This window comes from Alcaligenes sp. LTN-3, from assembly GCF_059735605.1.
In genome coordinates this window covers 40,859-60,103 of record NZ_JCAPDN010000003.1, presented here as the reverse complement: position 1 = coordinate 60,103, position 19,245 = coordinate 40,859, and the positions used below count along the sequence as shown (strand labels likewise).

At 56.9% G+C, this 19,245-nt stretch carries 16 protein-coding genes; 8 read left to right on the top strand and 8 right to left on the bottom strand.

All coding sequences use genetic code 11. The features are described 5' to 3' along the window. Positions 1 to 259: 259 nt before the first annotated feature. Entirely contained in the window at positions 260 to 1,606 is a 1,347-nt protein-coding gene (locus AC6I6N_RS13220; RefSeq protein ID WP_497943558.1) for a DNA recombination protein RmuC, read from the top strand. 83 nt (positions 1,607 to 1,689) lie between these two features. Here the strand turns inward: AC6I6N_RS13220 and AC6I6N_RS13215 are convergent, their stop codons facing one another. Then, positions 1,690 to 4,248, bottom strand: a complete 2,559-nt coding sequence (locus tag AC6I6N_RS13215; protein ID WP_230019479.1) for an EAL domain-containing protein — start codon at positions 4,246 to 4,248, stop codon at positions 1,690 to 1,692. A 183-nt stretch (positions 4,249 to 4,431) separates the two neighbouring features. Here AC6I6N_RS13215 and AC6I6N_RS13210 point away from each other — a divergent pair, with 183 nt between their 5' ends. The 5 genes from AC6I6N_RS13210 to AC6I6N_RS13190 all read left to right on the top strand — a co-directional run bounded on the left by AC6I6N_RS13210 (position 4,432) and on the right by AC6I6N_RS13190 (position 10,664). After that, positions 4,432 to 4,710 carry an acylphosphatase gene (locus AC6I6N_RS13210; RefSeq protein ID WP_094195298.1) on the top strand — a complete coding sequence of 93 codons (279 nt, stop codon included), beginning with the start codon at positions 4,432 to 4,434 and terminating at the stop codon, positions 4,708 to 4,710. Positions 4,711 to 4,859: 149 nt separating this feature from the next. Further along, positions 4,860 to 5,756, top strand: coding sequence for a MurR/RpiR family transcriptional regulator (locus tag AC6I6N_RS13205; RefSeq protein ID WP_094195299.1), 897 nt, complete (start codon positions 4,860 to 4,862; stop codon positions 5,754 to 5,756). A 56-nt stretch (positions 5,757 to 5,812) separates the two neighbouring features. Further along, positions 5,813 to 6,811 (top strand): TAXI family TRAP transporter solute-binding subunit, encoded by a 999-nt coding sequence (locus AC6I6N_RS13200; RefSeq protein WP_094195300.1) that lies wholly within the window; start codon positions 5,813 to 5,815, stop codon positions 6,809 to 6,811. 170 nt (positions 6,812 to 6,981) lie between these two features. After that, entirely contained in the window at positions 6,982 to 9,630 is a 2,649-nt protein-coding gene (locus AC6I6N_RS13195; protein ID WP_234354370.1) for a TRAP transporter permease, read from the top strand. Positions 9,631 to 9,737: 107 nt separating this feature from the next. Further along, positions 9,738 to 10,664: a pseudouridine synthase gene (locus AC6I6N_RS13190; protein ID WP_249460849.1), complete on the top strand. Its 927-nt coding sequence runs from the start codon at positions 9,738 to 9,740 to the stop codon at positions 10,662 to 10,664. Between the two features lie 158 nt (positions 10,665 to 10,822). On the opposite strand, the gene AC6I6N_RS13185 is transcribed toward AC6I6N_RS13190, so the two are convergent. From AC6I6N_RS13185 to AC6I6N_RS13160, 6 genes are all read right to left on the bottom strand, one after another. Then, positions 10,823 to 11,812, bottom strand: a complete 990-nt coding sequence (locus AC6I6N_RS13185) for an asparaginase (RefSeq protein ID WP_249460852.1) — start codon at positions 11,810 to 11,812, stop codon at positions 10,823 to 10,825. 64 nt (positions 11,813 to 11,876) lie between these two features. Beyond that, complete coding sequence (locus AC6I6N_RS13180; protein ID WP_094195303.1) at positions 11,877 to 12,560, bottom strand: ABC transporter permease; 684 nt, start codon at positions 12,558 to 12,560, stop codon at positions 11,877 to 11,879. Further along, complete coding sequence (locus AC6I6N_RS13175; protein ID WP_094195304.1) at positions 12,557 to 13,270, bottom strand: ABC transporter permease; 714 nt, start codon at positions 13,268 to 13,270, stop codon at positions 12,557 to 12,559. Before AC6I6N_RS13175 ends, AC6I6N_RS13180 begins: the two co-directional genes overlap by 4 nt. Positions 13,271 to 13,288: 18 nt before the next feature. Further along, positions 13,289 to 14,098: a transporter substrate-binding domain-containing protein gene (locus tag AC6I6N_RS13170; protein WP_094195305.1), complete on the bottom strand. Its 810-nt coding sequence runs from the start codon at positions 14,096 to 14,098 to the stop codon at positions 13,289 to 13,291. Between the two features lie 89 nt (positions 14,099 to 14,187). Beyond that, positions 14,188 to 14,967, bottom strand: coding sequence for an ABC transporter ATP-binding protein (locus AC6I6N_RS13165; RefSeq protein ID WP_094195306.1), 780 nt, complete (start codon positions 14,965 to 14,967; stop codon positions 14,188 to 14,190). Positions 14,968 to 15,126: 159 nt separating this feature from the next. After that, entirely contained in the window at positions 15,127 to 16,416 is a 1,290-nt protein-coding gene (locus AC6I6N_RS13160) for a Glu/Leu/Phe/Val family dehydrogenase (protein ID WP_094195307.1), read from the bottom strand. Positions 16,417 to 16,609: 193 nt separating this feature from the next. Here AC6I6N_RS13160 and AC6I6N_RS13155 point away from each other — a divergent pair, with 193 nt between their 5' ends. Next, positions 16,610 to 17,314 (top strand): YggS family pyridoxal phosphate-dependent enzyme, encoded by a 705-nt coding sequence (locus AC6I6N_RS13155; protein ID WP_125278032.1) that lies wholly within the window; start codon positions 16,610 to 16,612, stop codon positions 17,312 to 17,314. Positions 17,315 to 17,447: 133 nt separating this feature from the next. Then, entirely contained in the window at positions 17,448 to 18,413 is a 966-nt protein-coding gene (locus AC6I6N_RS13150) for a Bug family tripartite tricarboxylate transporter substrate binding protein (protein WP_108727098.1), read from the top strand. Positions 18,414 to 18,442: 29 nt separating this feature from the next. Here the strand turns inward: AC6I6N_RS13150 and AC6I6N_RS13145 are convergent, their stop codons facing one another. Continuing rightward, positions 18,443 to 19,129, bottom strand: coding sequence for a Crp/Fnr family transcriptional regulator (locus tag AC6I6N_RS13145; protein WP_094195309.1), 687 nt, complete (start codon positions 19,127 to 19,129; stop codon positions 18,443 to 18,445). Positions 19,130 to 19,245 lie beyond the last annotated feature (116 nt).

Sequence of the window (19,245 nt, the reverse complement as noted above, 5' to 3'; positions counted from 1 at the left end):
AGACCTAACTATCGTAACGAGCAGACGTTTCTGATATGTCCCCCAAATACGGGATTTAGCGTCCAGTTTTGTCTGGATGTGACGGTGCAAGGGAATGTTGGCTACTGATGCGGGCAGGATGGATTCACCCTATCGCCTTTCGGGAACGACTGAAAAAGGGTGTATAAATTACCAGCGTTATACGGTTAAATAGCAGGCTTAGCCAGACAGACCAGTCAGGGCACTCCTGAACTGGCAGTGCTGGTCAGGAGTAGGGTGAATGGAGCTGGATTTTAGCGGGTTGGATGTGCTGATTGCCCTGGTCGCTTGGGCGCTGGGCTTGCTGATCGGGTTGTGGCTGCGAGCGCGCATGAGAGCGCCTGTTGAGCAAGTTCTGGAGGATCGCTGTGCACGTCTGGAACAAGATCTGGCCCTGGCGCAGGACAGGGCGGCGGAGCTGGACAAGGAACTGATACGCCGCGATGCCCAGTTGCAGGCTCAGCAGATGCGCAATCAGGCCATCCAAGAGGACTTGGAACATAGCCGCGAGCAGATGCGCTTGCAGTTTGAGTCCCTGGCCCAGCAGATTCTGGAGTCCAAAGGGCAGACGCTGCGTCAGGATAGTCAACGCACCCTGGATGAAATGCTGCGACCCTTTCGAGAACAATTGGCAGGCTTTCAACTGCGCGTGAATCAAGTGCATGATGAATCCGTCAAAGGCCAGACCGCCTTGAGTCTGGAGCTGCAACGTATGCAGGAAATGGGTCTGCGCATGAGTGCTGAAGCACATTCCTTAGCTGTGGCCTTGAAAGGCGATAAAAAGACCACTGGTAATTGGGGTGAAACCCAGTTGGAAAAAACGCTGGAAGTGGCTGGTTTGGTGCGCGGTGTCCACTTTGATACACAATGGCAAGCTCGCGACGAGCAAGGTCGCCTGCGATACCCTGACTTCGTGGTGCATCTACCGCAGGACAAGCATCTGGTGCTCGATTGCAAAGTGTCCTTGGTGGACTATGATCGCGCCATCCGCGCTCAGACTGACGAGGAACGCCAACAAAGTCTGCAAGCCCATGTGCAGGCGCTACGCAAGCATATTGATGATCTGGCCTCCAAGGATTACAGCGCCTTGTCTGGCCTGAACAGCCCCGGTTTCGTGTTTATGTACGTGCCTATCGAGGCGGCATATATGCAGGCTTTGCAGCAACAGCATGGCTTGTTCGACTACGGCCTGGGCAAAAATGTCCTGATGGTCTCGCACACCACCTTGCTGCCTATTTTGCGTACCGTAGCCAATATCTGGATGATGGTGCGCAGCAACGAGCAGGCTCACGAACTAAGCCAACGTGCGGGCGATATTTATAACCAGGTATCTATCTTGGCTGAGCGCCTGAAAAAGCTGGGCGAAACCTTGGGGCAGGCGGGCAAGCACTACAACAGTACGGTGACAGCATTGGCAGGTCAGCAGGGCTTGTACGGGAAAGTCAGCCGCTTTGCCGAGCTATCGGCCCGGGCCAAGCGTACCCAGCCGGGGATCGAACCCTTGCATACGGATATAGAACACGAGCGCCTGGATTGGGTCTTGCCCGAGGATACCGAGCCGGCGCAGGGCAAAGAGTCGGATGCCTAATTGTTAAAAGCTTAGGTGCCTGTTCCCGCAACCGATATGGTGTCGTGATTTTGTATAGGCTGGCTGAGGGCGGCCCATGGCGTTTACGGTTGAGCGCCATCTTCCTGCTCAATTGCCTCCAGCCAGTGCTCTACCAACTGCGGCGCGCTGAATAGATAGCCTTGCAGGGCATGGCAGCCGCGGCGTAGCAGAAACTCCTTTTGCTGCTCATTTTCCACACCTTCAACGACTACGTGCAGCCCTAGTTGCCGTGCCATGGCCAGTACCGTACGCACAATGGCGTTGGCTTCCTGCTCCATGGGTACTCCCAGGATCAGGCTGCGGTCCATTTTCAGCTCGTATAGTGGCAGGCGGCGGATGGCGGCCAGGTTGGAATAGCCTGTGCCAAAGTCGTCCATGGAAAAGCGGATCCCCAGGTCTTTGAGCTCGCGCATCATGCTGTTGGCCGAGGAGAAGTCTTCCATCAGTACGCCTTCGGTAATTTCAAAGATCAGACGATGGGCGGGGGCGCCGCTGGTCTCCAGGATCTGGCGTGTGCGGCGAGCAAAGTCAGGGCGGCGGAATTGAATCGGGCTGACATTAATGGAAATGGGAAAGCTGCACTCCTGGGTCTGTAGCAGCAAATCACAGACTGATGCCATGATCCAGTCGCCCAGGGGCGTGATCAAGTCGGTGCTTTCCGCCAGGGGAATGAACAGATTGGGGGTCAGCATACCGCGTGTTGGGTGTAACCAGCGCAGCAGCACCTCGGCCCCGCAGATGTGGTTTTGCTTGTCGTACTGGGACTGGACAAACAGGCGCAACTGATCCGAGCCAATCGCAAAACGCAGATCGTGCTGCAGACTCAGATGCTCTTCCAGGGCCTCTTGCATACCAGGTTCGTACAAGGTGATCTGGTTGCGACCATTTTCCTTGGACCGATACATGGCTGTGTCAGCTTGTCGCATCAGGTCCTCTGCAGTCAGGGTGCTGTCGGTAATCAAGGCCAGACCAATACTGCTGCTGCTCAAGTAAGAGTGGCCTTCAATGCTGTAGGGCTCTTCCAGACGGGTGCGTACCTGTTCGGCAAACTCCAGGGCTTCTTTGTGGCAGTCTCGTACCGTACCGAGTTGCAGTATCTTCAGGATGACAAATTCGTCCCCACCCAAGCGGGCCACGATGTCTTGGGGGTCAATCATCAAGGATAGGCGGCGCGCCACTTTGCGTAGCAGCGCATCGCCAATGGCGTGTCCCCGCGCATCGTTAATGTGCTTGAATCGGTCCAGATCCAGGAAATACAGCGCACCAGGTCGTTTGTAAGGCTCTATGGTTTGCAGGTGGCGTTCCAGGCGTTGCATCAGCAGGCGGCGGTTGGGAAGTTCGGTGAGCGGGTCGTAGAAAGCCAGCCGGTAGTTCTCTGACTGCGTGGCTTTGAGCGCCGAGATATTGGTGGAAATACAGTACAGGCTGGTTTGTTGAGTCTCGGGGTCTTGGACCGGCATTTTGATGGAGAAAAAGGTGGCGCGTACATCGCCTTTCCGGTCCCGTACCACTTCTTCTACAGCCAGGCGTTCACCGCTGTACAGCACCTGCTCGTCGTTATGACGGAATTCGTTAATGGTTTGTTTGTTGGCGTACAAGTCCTGGTCGGTTTTACCCACAATACTGACCGTGGTGTAGTTCAGGTCTTCGCATAGTTTGCGGTTGGCGTATTGATAACGAAACTGGTCATCCTTGATGTAGACGTAGGCGTCAATGGCATCGAGCACGGTATGCAGATGATGCTCGGTGCGGACCAGTTTTTTGCGCTGACGACGCAGGCCAATGCGCATTAGGCTCACGGTGAGCAGGGCAAGGGTCAGCAAGATACCCAGTGTGAGCAAGGCGGGGATGATCCAGGGCTTGGTTGGTTTTTCAATCAGGCGCAGGCCCCACTGGTTCAGTGTCTCTGTGTAGAACGGATCGTTATTGTCTTGCCACTGCTTGATATGAGTATCAATAGCGGCCAACAGGTCCAGGTGGCGGTCCTTGGCGGTCACAAAGTAAGTGCTGGTGGGCTCTAGCCGGATAGGCGCGGTTTTCAGGCCATGTTCGCCTGCATGACGTACGCCAAATAAATGGCCGACGACGGCGGCGTCGGCCTGTTTTGTCTGGACCAGTTTGAGCGCGTTGTATTGGGAGTCGGTAATGACCAGCTTGGAGCCAAGCTCCAGTTTCTGCAAAATATTGTAGAGCTGGGTTAGCTGCAGGGTTCCGCTCATGACGGCAATGCGTTTGCCATTCAAGTCGTTCAGCGCACTAATATGCGTGCCTTTTCCCGTGAATATCTGTGACCAGTCCTCCAGTACGGCTCGGCTGTGATAGCTGTACAGGGTAGCGCGTTCGGGGGAGTAGGCCAGGCCCGGCACGATATCGATCAGGTCATTTTGCAGGGCGTTCAGGCATTGTTGCCAGTCGCATTGCACGGCTTCCAGTGTCCAGCCTTCACGCTTGGCAATTTCCAGCAGCAGTTCGCCCATGATGCCGCCGGGACGGGCCTGACTGTCGAGCAGGAGTTTAGGTGGGTTTTCGTAAACGCCTATACGTACGATATGTTGCTGGGCGTGGGGGGCTGCCTGGGTCGGTGGTGATACAAATCCTAGTGCAACCAGCATGCCTAGCATGTACATTGCCCTGCACATCGATAAAGTAAAAAGGCGGGGCAAATTCATAAGGTAATGGCTGCACAAAGCAGATAATCGGGGACGGGGGCGATCATGCAACAATGATGTGACTAATTTAACTGAATATCGAGATGTGGGGCGGATGCGTGCCGTATTTCGGCGATAAATAGCAGGAGCAGGCGAATGGCGGATTGTGAAACGGTAGAGGTGCGTGTTAAGGGGCGTGTGCAAGGGGTCGGGTTTCGAGCCAGCGCCTTGCGTCATGCTCATTTGTATGGCGTCAAGGGCTGGGTCAGCAATGCTGGGGATGGTTCCGTAGAACTGCTGCTGCAGGGCAGTGCTGATGTCATCGACAGTATGGTCAGCTGGTTGTATATCGGGCCCGAGCATGCCGTGGTCGAGCAGGTGGATATACAGCGCTCTTATACTGACAAACGATATGATTTTTTTGAGATTCGCTAGCAAGAGCTGACGCCAGCGTTGAGTTTGCCCACGCAAAAAAGAAATAATTATAGGTATTTGCGGGCAAACCCTAGGAAAACATTTGTTTTTTTTAGTGTTCTCCAGATTAACATGCGTTTTATTGCACTGATATGTGAGTAGGACGACAAATGGAGCCCTTGTTGCGTTTGCAGCGTATCTTGCCTGGTCTGACGCCCGAGCTGCGTCGCGCTGCGCAATGGGTGGAGCGCCATCCTGTTGAAGTCAGCCTGTGGTCCATGCGCAAACAGGCCCAGGAGTTGTCGGTTGCACCGGCAACCATGCTTCGTCTGGCTAAAGCGGCGGGTTATGAAAGCTACGACGGTTTTCGTGAGCCGTTTCAGCAGGCCCTGCACCGCAATGGCGGCACGATGGCGGCGCGAGCGCAAAATTTGCAAGGTAACCGGGCCTCAGAACAACAAATACGGGACCTGGGGGAGCAACAAGAGCAGGCCCTGGAGTCGGTCTTGAGACTGAATTCAGCCAGCGCTCTGGATGCTTGTGCCCAGGCGCTTCTGGGCGCCTCCAAAGTGGGGTTTATCGGTCTGGGGGTCAGTTTTGCCTGCGCGTTCCAGATGCATTATGCCTATCAATTGATACGTGGTAATGGTGTCTTGCTGAACCGGGCCGTAGACTTGTTCCTGGAGCTGGACGCCGGTTTGGACAGCGGGGGTGTGCTGGTTGTGATCAGCCAGGCGCCATATGTCAAAACAGTGGTCAATAGTGTGCATCAGGCGGTGCAGCAGGGCATCACGGTGGTCGCGGTAACTGACAGTGTGCTGTCCCCGGTGGCCCAGGGGGCCAAACATGTCTTGTTGTTTGATGCACAGGCCAGCGAGCAGCCAGCGGCCAGTTTTTTTCATTCTCTAGTGGGCACGGTCACCGTTGCAGAACATTTGTTGGCACGGATCGCCACCTTGGGCGGTAAGACAGTGGTGCAGCGTCTCGCGCAGCTGGAGTCTTCATTTCGAAGTCAGGGAGTTTATTGGCAACAGGACCAAGCGGTTGACCCCGCTTCGTCTATGTAAACAAACCGGTCGTACCGGTCACACAAACCGGGGATACCCCCATGGGAGACACAAAGATGGAACACATTAGTAAGAAAACAGGTAAGAAAGCAGTGTGGGCACTTAGCACAACGGCAGCGATGTGCGCCATGTTGCTCAGCCCCTTGCCTGCCAGCGCCCAGCAGAAGTTTGTCAGTATCGGGACAGGGGGTGTGACCGGGGTGTATTACGCGGCCGGTGGCGCTATTTGCCGCTTGGTCAATAAGGATCGTGGTACGGATGGCGTACGTTGCTCGGTGGAATCCACGGGCGGTTCGGTCTTTAACGTCAACACCATCAAAGCGGGTGAGCTGGACCTGGGTGTGGTGCAGTCTGATGTGGGCTATAACGCGTACAACGGAGAAGGCCAGTTCAAGGACGGTGGGGCGTACAAGAAGCTGCGTTCGGTATTCTCCATTCACCCGGAGCCCTTTACCGTGCTGTCTCGCAAAGAGGCCAATGTCAGCAAGTTTGACGACTTCAAGGGCAAGCGTTTTAACGTAGGCAATCCGGGTTCGGGCACACGCGCCTCGATGGATCAGTTGTTGCAGGCCATGGGGCTGGATAACAGCTTTTTCTCACTGGCCTCGGAGCTGCGTCCCGATGAGCACGGCCCGGCATTGTGTGATGGCAAGATTGACGGCTTTATCTACGGCGTAGGCCATCCTTCGGCCAATATCCAGGATCCCACCACCTCTTGCGGCGCCAAGCTGGTGCCTCTGACCGGTCCTGCGGTGGACAAGCTGGTCGAGACTTATCCCTACTACGCCAAGGTCGCGATTCCTGGTGGCTTGTACCCCAACAATCCTGACGATGTCCAAACCTATGGCGTTCTGGCAACCTTTGTGACGTCCGAGGACGTACCGGAAGAGTCTGTCTACAACGTCGTCAAAGCGGTGTTCGACAACTTTGATGATTTCAAGCGCTTGCACCCTGCGTTGGCGAATCTGAAGAAAGAAGACATGGTCAAGAACGGCTTGTCTGCTCCATTGCACAAAGGCGCTGAAAAGTACTTCAAGGAAAAAGGGCTGCTGTAAGACAGTCTGATTGACACCAGGCTGGCTGTGCCAGCCTGGCCGCAAGTGCCATGGCCCTAGCTGTGGCCTTGCCTCTGGTCTGGGGTTCCTGGGCTGCGCAGTCCAGGTGGATCGGGTGCCTGGCTGGTGGTACTCGGGCTCCACGCCGGGTTTTCCTGGAGATACAGTAAATGACACAACAAGAACATAAAAAAATGGGGCCAGACTTGGCCCTGACACAGGATGAAACGGCAGAGCTGGAAAAACTGGTTGCCGATGTAGACCGTGGTGGACGCTCTGTGGCTGGCGTTGCAGGCATGGTTTTGTTTTTGGTTGGAATAGGCTGGTCCTTGTTTCAGCTTTGGTACGCCTCTCCGCTGCCATTTGCCCTGAATCTGGGCATTTTCAATGACACAGAAGCGCGAGCCCTGCATTTGGGCATCGCCATGTTTTTGGCCTATCTGGCGTTTCCTGCAAGCAAACAATCCGCGCGCGACCGAATTCCGATTCATGACTGGCTATTGGCCCTGATTGCGGCCTTTTGCGGCTCGTATTTATTCTTTTTCTATAAGGAATTGGCCTCGCGCCCCGGTATCCCCACCACGATGGATGTGGTGGTGGCCAGTATGGGTCTGGTGTTGCTGCTGGAGGCGACGCGGCGCTCGTTGGGCGCGCCCATGGCGGTGCTGGCGATAGTCTTTATTGCCTATATTTTTCTGGGCCCCTGGCTGCCGGATGCCTTGTCTCACCGGGGCGCCTCCTTGCAGCGCCTGGTTTCGCATATGTGGCTGACCACGGAGGGTGTGTACGGAGTTGCCCTGGGCGTTTCTGTCTCGTATATCTTTATTTTTGTATTGCTGGGCTCTTTGCTGGATCGCTGCGGGGCGGGTAATTACATGATGCAGGTCTCGTTTGCCTTGCTGGGGCATTTGCGGGGCGGGCCAGCCAAAGTGGCTGTGGTCTCCTCGGCCGTGAACGGTCTTGTGTCGGCTTCTTCGGTCGCCAATGTGGTGACAGGCGGTATTTTTACCATTCCCTTGATGAAAAAAGCGGGCTATGGCGGCATTCGGGCCGGGGCGATTGAAACGGCCTCGTCCGTCAATGGCCAGATCATGCCGCCGGTCATGGGGGCGGCTGCCTTTTTGATGATCGAGTATGTCGGCATTCCTTACACCGATATCATTCGTCATGCTTTGCTGCCTGCGGTTATTTCATATATTGCGCTGTTTTATATCGTGCACCTGGAAGCGCTGAAGCTGGGTATTCAACCCATGATGGCCTCGGGCAAGCCCAAGACCTTCATCCAGAAATTAGCGGGTTGGGGCATGGGTACGGCCGGCACCCTGAGTGTGATGGGGCTGGTCTATTGGATAGGTGTTGGGGTTCAGGCAATCGCCGGTGATGCGGCTATCTGGATTTTGTTGCTTTTGTTGCTGGTGCTGTATGTGTACTTGCTGAAAATTGCAGCGGACCACGAAGACCTGCCTACCGATATTAATGTGAACACGCCCGTGCGTCCCGAGCCTTGGCCCACCGTACGTGCTGGCTTGTATTTCCTGATCCCGATCGGCATTTTGGTGTGGTGCCTGACGGTAGAGGTGATGTCTGCCGGCTTGTCGGCTTTCTGGGCCGTTGTGGCCATGTTGTTTCAGATGGCCACACAGCGCCCCATCATTGCCTGGTTCCGTAAACAGGCAACGGCGCAACCGCTGCGCCAAGGTGTCAGCGAGGTGTGGACAGGACTGCAGGAAGGCGCCCGCAATATGGTGGGTATCGGGATTGCCTGCGGGACAGCCGGCTTGATTGTGGGAGCGATTACCCTGACTGGTTTGGGCCTGCGTATGACGGCTTTTGTGGAGCTGGTCTCCATGGGTAATGTGCTGGTCATGCTGTTCTTTACGGCCGCTGTGTGTCTGGTGTTGGGTTTGGGCATGCCCACGACCGCCAACTACATTCTGATGGCCACGTTGATGGCGCCCGTTGTGGTGGAGCTGGGAGCGCAAAGCGGTATGGTGATTCCGCTGATTGCCGTCCATATGTTCGTGTTCTATTACGGGATCATGGCCGATATTACGCCGCCTGTGGGCTTAGCCACTTTTGCGGCAGCGGCCATTTCAGGGGAGGATCCGATCAAGACCGGCGTGAAGGGCGTGACCTATGCCATGCGTACGGCGGTGCTGCCTTTCATGTTCATCTTCAATCCCATGCTGTTGTTGATCGGCATACACAGTGCCTGGGAGCTGGTTCTGGTGGTGGTGGGCTCAACGGTGGCGTCGCTGGCTTTTGCGGCGGCGACAATCGGGTGGTTGCGTATTAAAACCAGTTGGCTTGAGACCGTTTTACTCTTGCTGGCTACGTTCATGCTGTTTCGTCCGGACTGGTTCATGGATCATGTCAGCGAGAAGTACCAAAGCCGTCCTGCATCCGAGTTGATGCAGGTGGTGCAGAACACCCCGGACGGGGGCAATCTGGTGGTGCAACTGGCCGGGATGAACCTGGAAGGCAAGGATCTGCAGAAAACGGTTGCCGTGTCCTTGCCTGCCCTGCCAGAAGGGGATCAGGCGACAGGTCTGGCCGCAGCCAGCAAACGTCTGTCTTTGGCTGGCCTGACGGTCATGGCCTTTGGAGACACGGCTCAAGTGGCATCGGTTGCCTTTGGCAGTTCAGCGCGCCGAGCAGGCTGGGAGCAGGGCTGGGATATTGAGCAAGTGAAGGTGCCGCATCCCGATCGTCCCTCTGAGTTTTGGGTATTTTTGCCTGCCTTGCTGATCTTGTTCTGGGTATGGATCCGGCAAGGTGTGCGAATGCGGCGTGCTTTGCCTGCGAACCCGGCGGTTTAAGTCTGGGTACCGTCTCTACCAGCCGCCCTTGTGGTGGCTGGTAGTACACTGATGGCCCTGGATTTCAGGCCCGCCTTTAGCGGGCTGTTTTCTGTTTGGCTTTTGTAATGTCACCGATCAGTTGCTCTTCACCTGTACCGTCGCGCAATGGGGTCAGCCCCAGCAAAGTGTGGTGCCCGCGTGGCCCCTGGATAATGCTGGACGCTTTTCTCCTGGAGCGTTTTCCGCATATGGACCCGGAGGTATTGCGAGAGCGCCTGGCGCGGGGCGATATCCTGGATCAAAACGGTGTGCCGCAGCAGCCGGGCTCCAGCTATCAGCCTGATCGCTGGCTGTGGTACTTCCGCATGGTGGAAAACGAAGCGACCGTGCCGTTCGAGATGCCCGTGTTGTATGCGGACGAGCATCTGATTGCGGTGGACAAGCCACATTTCCTGGCGACAACGCCGGGTGGACGCTACTTATACGAAACGGCGCTGACTCGTCTGCGGCGAGACTTTGGCGAGGATGACATCAGCCCCATCCATAGGCTGGACAGGGAGACGGCGGGAATCTTGTTGTTTTGCCGTGACCCTGCCGTTCGTGGAGCCTATCAGTCCTTGTTTCAGCAAGGCGGTATTGAGAAGGAATACGAAGCGGTCGCGCCGTTTCAGGAAAAACTGGCCGATGGACTGGTGTATCGCAGCCGTATGAAAGAGGTGCCTGGCCGCTTTGTGATGGAAGAGGTTGCCGGAGAGCCGAACAGTAGCACCGAGATCCTGTGCGAGCGTCATTGGCATACCGAGCAGGGGCTGCATTTGGCGCTGTACCGCTTGCGGCCCCAGAGTGGTCGTAAACATCAGTTGCGGGTACACCTGAGCAGTCTGGGTGCGCCCATCATTAACGATGTGTTTTATCCCGTGCTGCTGGCGGAGCGCGATGCAGACGATTTCAGCCAGCCTTTGCAGTTACTGGCGCGGCATATTGCCTTTGTAGACCCTTTAACGGGTGAACCAAGATGCTTTAGCAGCCAGCGGCAGTTGGAACTGGGTTGAACCCACTGGTATTGCGCTTGAGGAAGCGGTTGCCGAACAGCCCTTGCATAGTTACTGGTCGGGTATCGGCCGTTCGTCTTTGGCAGCCACAGCCAGCGTGCCGCCTCGGGTCGTCGCCTGGTCGGCGCGTCTAAGGGACGATGACTGAAGCCCGAGCCTTAATAGTCGCGGAAAGCCGCCGCTATCTCATCGTGCTCCAACTGAGCAGCCAGACAGAGCATTAACAAAATCCGGGCTTTTTGTGCGGGCAGATAGTGCGCCGCGATCGTGTGATGGTCCTCATCGTAGGCGCTGTCCGTCACCGGCCCTGCGTGGATGCGCGAGGCTCGCACACAAACCACGCCTAGTCTGTGCGCCCGGCTGACGCCTTCCAGTGCGCCGGGGGTCAGGCTACCGTTGCCGGTTGCCGCCACTACAATGCCTTGCACACCGCTTTGTGCTGCATGGCGATACAGTTCCGCCAGGGTATCGGGGTGATCGTAAAAGACCTGAACTTTAGGCAGGTTGTGTTGGGAGCGCACATCGAACAGGCTGCTGTGCGTGTGCGGCAGCAGGGTGCGCATCATGAAACGTGGCTGACCACCTGCGACCAGCCCCAAGGGGCCCGCATCGGGTGAGTCGAAGGCGCTGGTCTGAGTGGTGTGTTGCTTGCTCAGGAAGCGGGCGCTGTGGATCTGGTCGTTCAGCAATACCAGCACACCTTGGTCTTGTGCCAGCGAAGAGCAGGCTACCTGCACGGCTTGATACAGGTTCAGCGGCCCATCTGCACTCAAGGCCGAGGCGGGGCGCATGGCGGCCACCATGACTACAGGTTTGTCGGTTTTCAGGGTCAGGTGCAGGAAAAAGGCGCTTTCTTCCAGCGTATCGGTGCCGTGGGTAATCACCGCTCCATTGATGTCCGGTCGAGCCAGCAGTTCATTGAGCTTGTGGGACAGCTCCAGCAACATCAGCGAACCCATGGCCCGGCTGTCCACGTTGAAAAGCTGATGGCACTCCAGGTCGGCCAGCTCGTTGATGCCGGGTACGGCCTGCAGCAGCGTGTGCACGCCTTGGGTGATGTCGTAATCGGTCAGGCCGGTATTGGATTGGGTTGTGGCAGCAATGGTGCCACCCGTGCCCACCAGGACCAGTTTGGGGCGTATTGGCATTGAGGTCGTGCTCCGCATCCAGTTGTTGCGCTAGAGGGGGCGCAGAGCTTGAGATAATGCCGGTTTAACGGCGAACTTTCAACCAACGCTCGATCAGGTGGACCACCGACAGAAGGGTGAAGTTAATCAGCAAGTACAACAGGCCCGCAACCACAAAGGTCTCGATGATGGCGTAGTTCTGGTTCATCAAGCGTTTGGCGTGGCCGGTCAGGTCCATGACGGCAATGGTCGAGGCCAGACTGGTGCCTTTGATGGCCAGCACGATTTCATTGCTGTACGCGGGCAGTGCCTGGCGAATCGCCAAGGGAAAAACCACGCGACGAAATCGCATCCAGGCGGACATGCCGATGGATTTGGCCGCTTCGATCTGGCCAACCGGCACGGCCTGAAAGCCGCCACGGAAAACTTCGCTGACATACGCCCCACTATTCAGACCAATGGCCAGAATCGCGCAGCGCATGCCATCGCTGAACAGCCACCACAGAGTGGGTGACTCCTTTACAAAACTCAGGGTGCCCACGCCGTAGTACAGCAGGAATAATTGCACCAGCAAGGGCGTGCCACGGAACACGGTACTGTAGCTAAAGGCGAAGCTGCGCAAAATACGGCTATGGGACTGACGCATCAGGGCCAGCGACAGGCCGATGAACAGTGACAGCACAATGCCCCACAAGCCGATATACACGCTCATGCCAAAGCCCTTGAACAGGGTTTCGACGGTGGTATTGAATAATTCCAGATCAATCATGCCTGGGCTCTCATGCCTTTGCCGGTGTAACGTTCGGCCAGCAAAAACAGGGCCTGACTACAGGCACCAATCAGAAAATAAAGTACACCTGCAATCAGGTACATAGCCATGGGCTCGCGCGTATTGGCGGCACCCAGGGTAGCGGCACGCATGATCTCGACCAGGCCTACCAGGGAGATCAGGGCCGTGTCTTTCAGTGCGGTTTGCCAGACGTTATTGGCGCCGGGCAGGGCGTACCAGAACATCTGCGGCAAAATAATGCGGCGCAGACGCTGCCAGGGGGACATGCCAATGGCTTTGGCCGCCTCGATCTGGCCTTCGGGAATGGCTTGCAAGGCGCCGCGAAACACTTCCACGCTGTAAGAGCCTGCAATCAGGCCAATGGCCAAAATACCGACCAGCGCAGGGAACCAGCGCGTCACCACATCTTCCATGCGCATGAAGTCGGCCAGATCGGAGACAAACTGCACCGAGCCGAAAAACAGCAGGTAGATGATGAGCAGCTCGGGGATACTGCGAACAACCGTGGTGTACAGGCTGACGGGGCCACGCAGCCAGCGCGGCCCGTTGGTCTTGATGCTGGCTCCTGTAATCCCAATGACTACGCCAAGGGCCATGCCCAAAACGGAGATCAGCAAGGTCATTGCTGCTCCGCGAAGGAACATCCAGCCCCAGCCTTCGCGCAGCACATTAAAAATAGTCTCTAGCATCAAGTGGTACTTCTCGACTTATTTCTTGCAGATCTCGTAGTTGGCGATGTCGATGTCAAACCACTTTTCGCTGGCGGTCTTGACGGTGCCATCATCGATCAGCTTGCACAGGGCAGCGTCAACCTTGGCTTTCAGCTCTGCATTGTCTTTGTGAATACCGACGGCAATGCCATAACCCAGGGTCTCGGGGTCGGAAGAGCCTTTGATGACCAGCTTGGACAGGGCAAAGTTGTCTTCACCGACTTTATGCAGGAACTTCGATTGCGAGGTCAGGTCGGCAAAAGTGCCGTTCAGGCGACCGGCGTCCAGATCGATTTGCATCTGGTCCAGGGTCTCGTAGTTCTTGATGGTCGTCTTGGGGGCTTTCTTGGTCAGGAAAGCGCCGTGGGTGGTGCCGCCTTGAACGCCAATGGTTTTACCGGCCAGGCCATCAAAAATGGTTTGTTCGTTGTCGGCGCCGACCAGTTCACTGTTCTTGGGCAGAACGAAAATGGCGTCTTCAACGGCGTAAGGAATACTGAAGTTCACGCGCTTGGCACGCTCGGGGGTGTAGGACATGCCCGAGATGATCAGGTCAAATCGTTTGGCATCGAGCGAAGGAATCAGGCTGTCAAAGGCTTGTACGATGAACTTGCAGTCGCTGTTGAGCTCTTTGCACAGAGCCGCGCCCACGTCGGCGTCAAAGCCGGTAACCTTGCCGGCTGCATCCACCATGCTCCATGGTGGGTAACCGCCTTCCGTGCCGATTTTCAGGGTGTCTGCCATTGCAGCCTGGGAGCCCAACAGGGCCAGGCTGGCACAGATCAGGGTCTTGCTGAGGAAACTCATGGTCTGGCTCTCCTTTGTGGATAGGCTGGTCAGGGCCGTCTTGGCCCTGCTGGTTTTCCAGCCTGTGTCGTATTCACGAAGCGATGATCTTACTGCATTGGTTGTAGAAACTGCTGTAGACGCTCGGATTGTGGCCTATCGAACAGCTCTTTGGGGTGGCCACGTTCTTCAATCAGGCCGTTGTGCATGAAAATGGTCTCGGAGGACACGTCACGCGCAAAATTCATTTCGTGGGTGACCAGGATCATGGTGCGACCTTCCTGGGCCAGTTGGCGAATGACGCGCAGTACCTCACCCACCATTTCCGGATCCAGCGCGGAGGTCGGTTCGTCAAACAGCAAGACGTCCGGGTCCATGGCCAGCGCACGGGCAATGGCCACGCGTTGCTGCTGGCCGCCGGACAGTTCGGCCGGGTAGGCATCGCACTTGTTGCTCAGGCCGACCTTGCCCAGCAGTTCTCGGGCGTATTCAGCCGCTTCACGGGCCGGGCGGCCCTTGACGTGAATGGGGCCTTCGGTGACGTTTTGCAGCACCGTGCGGTGCGACCATAGATTGAAGTTCTGAAACACCATCCCCAAGCGGGCGCGGACTTGTTCCAACAGACGCGGATTGTCTGTCTGGCAAATGCCCTTGCGGTTGCGATGGCTGCGCAAAATGTCATTGCCGATCTGGACTTCGCCCTGATCGGGGACGACCAGGTGGTTAATGCAGCGCAGCAGGGTACTTTTACCCGAGCCCGAGGCGCCGATAATGGAGAGTACATCGCCCTTGTGGGCCTGCAGGGAAATGCCCTTGAGCACCTCGTTGGTGCCAAAGCGTTTGTGGATGTCGCGTACCTGGACCGCCGCGTTCAGGTCATTGTTATTCACAGCAACGTCCTTGCGGTCAAAGAGAAAGGGGGTAAGGGTTTCATACGGGTGTCATATCCTGGATGCCCCGATTCTACCGCTTTCCCCCTGATTTTTTTGCACAAGCGCTGTATTTTGCGCATAAAAAGCGGCATAAACCGAGTATGCCGCCTTATGAGCTTAGGGATACAGGCCGCGTACCTGACGAGATTCCAGAATGCGGGCGCAACCCACAATAAAGGCAGCGGTACGCAGGGTGACGTTGTGCTCTTTGGCAACGGCCGCTACCGTGGTGTAGGCCGCGCGCATCATCATTTCCAGCCGATTGTTGATCTCGTCCTCGGTCCAGAAAAAGCTGGAGAAGTCCTGAACCCACTCGAAGTAGGACACAGTCACACCGCCGGCGTTGGCCACCACGTCCGGGACAATGGTCACGCCCTTGTCGTTCAGGATGTCATCGGCTTCGGGGGTGGTGGGGCCATTGGCACCTTCGATCACAATGCGAGCGCGGATGCGGTCGGCATTGTTCTTGTTGATCTGGCCTTCCAGCGCGGCCGGGATCAGCAGATCGGTTTCGATGTGCCAGAAATCGTCATTGGAAATGGCTTCGGCGTTGGGTGCTCCGGCCAGACCTTTGTGTTGTTCCATGTGGTCCAGCAAGGCCAGCACGTCCAGACCGTTGGGGTTGTAGACCGTGCCCGTGTGGTCCTGTACGGCCAGCACTTTGGCACCCGCTTCCTGGAACAGGCGGGCGGCCGTGCCACCCACGTTCCCGAAACCTTGCACAATGACGCGGGCGCCATTGAGGTTGATACCGGCGTCGCGAGCTGCTTCACAACCCACGGTAAACACGCCACGGCCAGTGGCTTCTACCCGGCCAAGACTACCGCCCAGGGACACGGGTTTGCCGGTGACTACACCGGTGCTGGTGCCGCCCACGTTCATGGAATAGGTGTCCATCATCCAGGCCATGGTCTGGGCATTGGTGTTCACATCCGGTGCGGGAATGTCCTTGTTGGGGCCAATGATCACGCCAATCTCGCTGGTGTAGCGGCGGGTGATACGTTCCAGTTCGGCCTGGGAGTAGTGGCGTGGGTCAATACGAATACCGCCCTTGGCACCGCCAAAGGGCAGGTTCACGGCCGCTGACTTGATCGACATCCAGGCAGCCAGCGCCATTACCTCGGACAAGGTGACATCCTGGTGGTAGCGCACGCCGCCCTTGCCTGGGCCACGGGACGTATTGTGTTGAACGCGGTAGCCCTCAAAGTGGGCCACGGTGCCGTTATCCAGTTCGATGGGGACGTCGACAATCAGTGTGCGCTTGGGGCGCTTGAGTGTTTCAACCCATCGGGACAATTTGCCCAGATACGGAGTGACTCGCTCCACTTGTTCGAGATAAATACCCCATGGGCCGACGTCGTCGGCATTCAGGTATGACGGCAAAGCATGGGTGGGACGATCTGTCATGAGCTCCTCGATAAAGTTGGGGAAACGGGATACGAGTACACAGTGAAGATGCAAATTACGCCTAGATGCAGAACACGGCAAAGACGCTGTGGATTGGCTTAGCGATGGCCGTGTGCAGCAGTTATGCTATCGGAAATGGCCGCTGTTGTGTTTGCAGCGTTTGCGATGGTTTTATCTGGGTGCTGGTGCATTGATGGATTCTTCTGACTCTTCCCTTTCTGGTCGCTTGGCGCAATTGCGCCAACGTATCGAACAGGCTTGCTTGCAGGCCGGCCGCCCTGCCGGTGCGGTGGCGCTTTTACCGGTCAGCAAAACCTTTCCTGTGCCCGTGCTGGCGCAAGCTCTGGACCTGGGCTTGTTGCGAATGGGCGAGAACAAGGTTCAGGAGATTCGGGACAAGCAGGCCGAGCTGGCCGATCGCGCGGTGCAGTGGGTGATGATAGGCCATCTGCAGAGTAATAAGGCTAAAGATATTGCACGCCTGGCCAGCGAAGTCCAGTCTTTGGACCGTTTGTCGCTGGCCCAGGCCCTGGATCGGCACCTGCAAACCGAGCAGCGTAGCCTGGATGTGCTTGTTCAGGTCAAGACCTCGCCCGAACCCAGCAAGTTTGGCTTGGCCCCGGAGCAATTGCCTGCTTTCATGCAGTCCTTGCGCTCGCTCGATACCCTGAACGTCCGGGGTTTGATGACCATGGCCGTCAATAGCGAGGACCCTCAGGCGGTGCGCGCCTGTTTTGCTACGTTGCGCCAGTGGCGTGATCGTCTGGTGGAGTTGGGCCATGAACAGGTGCAAGGCCTGTCCATGGGCATGAGTGGGGATTTCGAGCTGGCGATTCAGGAAGGTTCGACCGAGGTTCGGGTTGGCTCGGCCCTGTTTGGCGCACGCAATTACCGCTGATCGATATCCGCATCGTTACTAATGCCCTGCGTAGGGCTGTCCGCGCATAATGTCTCTGCGCATCCCGAACGGGATGCTTAACATTTAAAAAAACAGTGCCCTAAGCGCTGTTTGTATGTACGAAGGAGACATCATGGATTGGAAAAAATTGGGAGCCGGTGTGTTGCTGGGCGCCAGCCTGACAGGAACGGCCCTGGCAGCGGACTGGCCCCAGTCGGCGGTAACGTGGGTAGTGCCTTATCCCGCAGGCGGTGGTTCAGATGTGATTGCTCGGTTGGTGGCCAAGCAGTTGGAAAGCAGCCTGGGTCAGACGTTGATTGTGGAAAACAAGCCGGGGGCGGCGACCATCATCGGCGCGACCTATGTGAGCAACGCCAAACCGGACGGCTATACCGTGGGTACCGCTGACTCAGGCACGCTGGCATTCAATTCCTCCTTGTACAACAAGCTGCAGTACGACCCGGCGGCTTTCACGTATGTGGGCGGACTGGCCCGTTTTCCCTTGATGCTGGCGGTACCGCAAGAATCCCCGTACAAGACGGTGGCCGATTTGCTTGAAGCGGCTCGTAAGCAGCCTGAAAAACTGACCTCCTCGTCCGCTGGCAGTGGTTCACCTCACCATCTGGCGTTGGAAATGTTCAAGCAGCGCACCGACACCCAGATCGTGCATGTGCCTTACAAGGGAGCCGCACCCGCCATTCAGGATTTGCTGGGCGGTCAGGTGGATATGTCTTTTGTCGATTCTGCAGCGGCATTGTCCAACATCAAGGCTGGCAAATTGCGGGTTCTGGCCGTGGCCACGCCCGAGCGCAGCAGCCTGTTGCCTGATGTGCCAACCATGGCCGAAGCCGGTATTGCCGACTTCTACGCCTATGCCTGGCAAGGGTTGGTGGGCCCACCCAAGATGGACGAAGGTGCCCGTCAACGCTTGAGCCAGGACTTGATGCAGGCTCTGAAAACGCCCGAGCTGGACCAGCGTATCCGCGCGATGGGTGTAGAGCCCATGCCCATGACGCCCGATGAATTCCAGGCCTACGCTCAGCGTGAACGCGCGGAATGGGCCACGGTTATCGAGCGTGCCGGTATTCGTATGGATTGACGGTCATGCGGCCAACAGTGGCCGCATAATCAGGCGGCATATTCATCGCCGTAACGTTTCAGGCCGTCCAGGTCCAGTACCTGGACGCCACCATATTTGATCAACAACAGCCCTTCGTTTTCCAGTTGACGCAGGGCTTGGTTGGCACGTTGGCGCGATACCCGCGCCAGGTAGCCGATCTCTTCCTGGGTAATGTCCAGGCGCAGACCTTTTCCGGGGTAGAGCAGCGGGTTGAACAGCTCTGCCAGACAGCGCGCCACGCGGGCATCGGGGGTAGACAGGCTGTTGTACTCGGCCTTGCCGATAAATTGCGCCACACGCTCATTGAGCTGATGCAGGAGGTAGCGGTTGAAAGCAATACTCTGGTCCAGCAAATCGTTAAAACTGTGGGCGGGCAAGCGGGCCACCTGGCTGTCGCGCAAGGCCACCACATCGTATTTGCGCTCTTCGTTTTTCAGCAAAGAGCCTTCGCCTATCCAGCCACCGGCAGGCACCCCTGTCATGGAGGCAATTTTGCCGTCGGAGTTGCCCACCGATACTTTGAGCAAACCCGAGAGCACGCCGATCCAGGCCGTGGCGCGTTCCCCCTTGCGTTCGACGATGGCTCCGGCCTCGTATGCGGTGATCAGCGTGTCGCGGCGGACACGCTCTTGCAGCTCGGGTGTCAACAAGCGAAACCAGGCGGCTCGCTCCGATAAAGCATCTACAACATGCATGAGGATTAACCCTCGATAAAGGTCGAATGTCATGTCCGTGACAATCTTCGGGACGTGCAGCCGATAACTTGATTATTAACAGGCTGCAAATAGCTTGAAGGCATCACTTCAGCCTT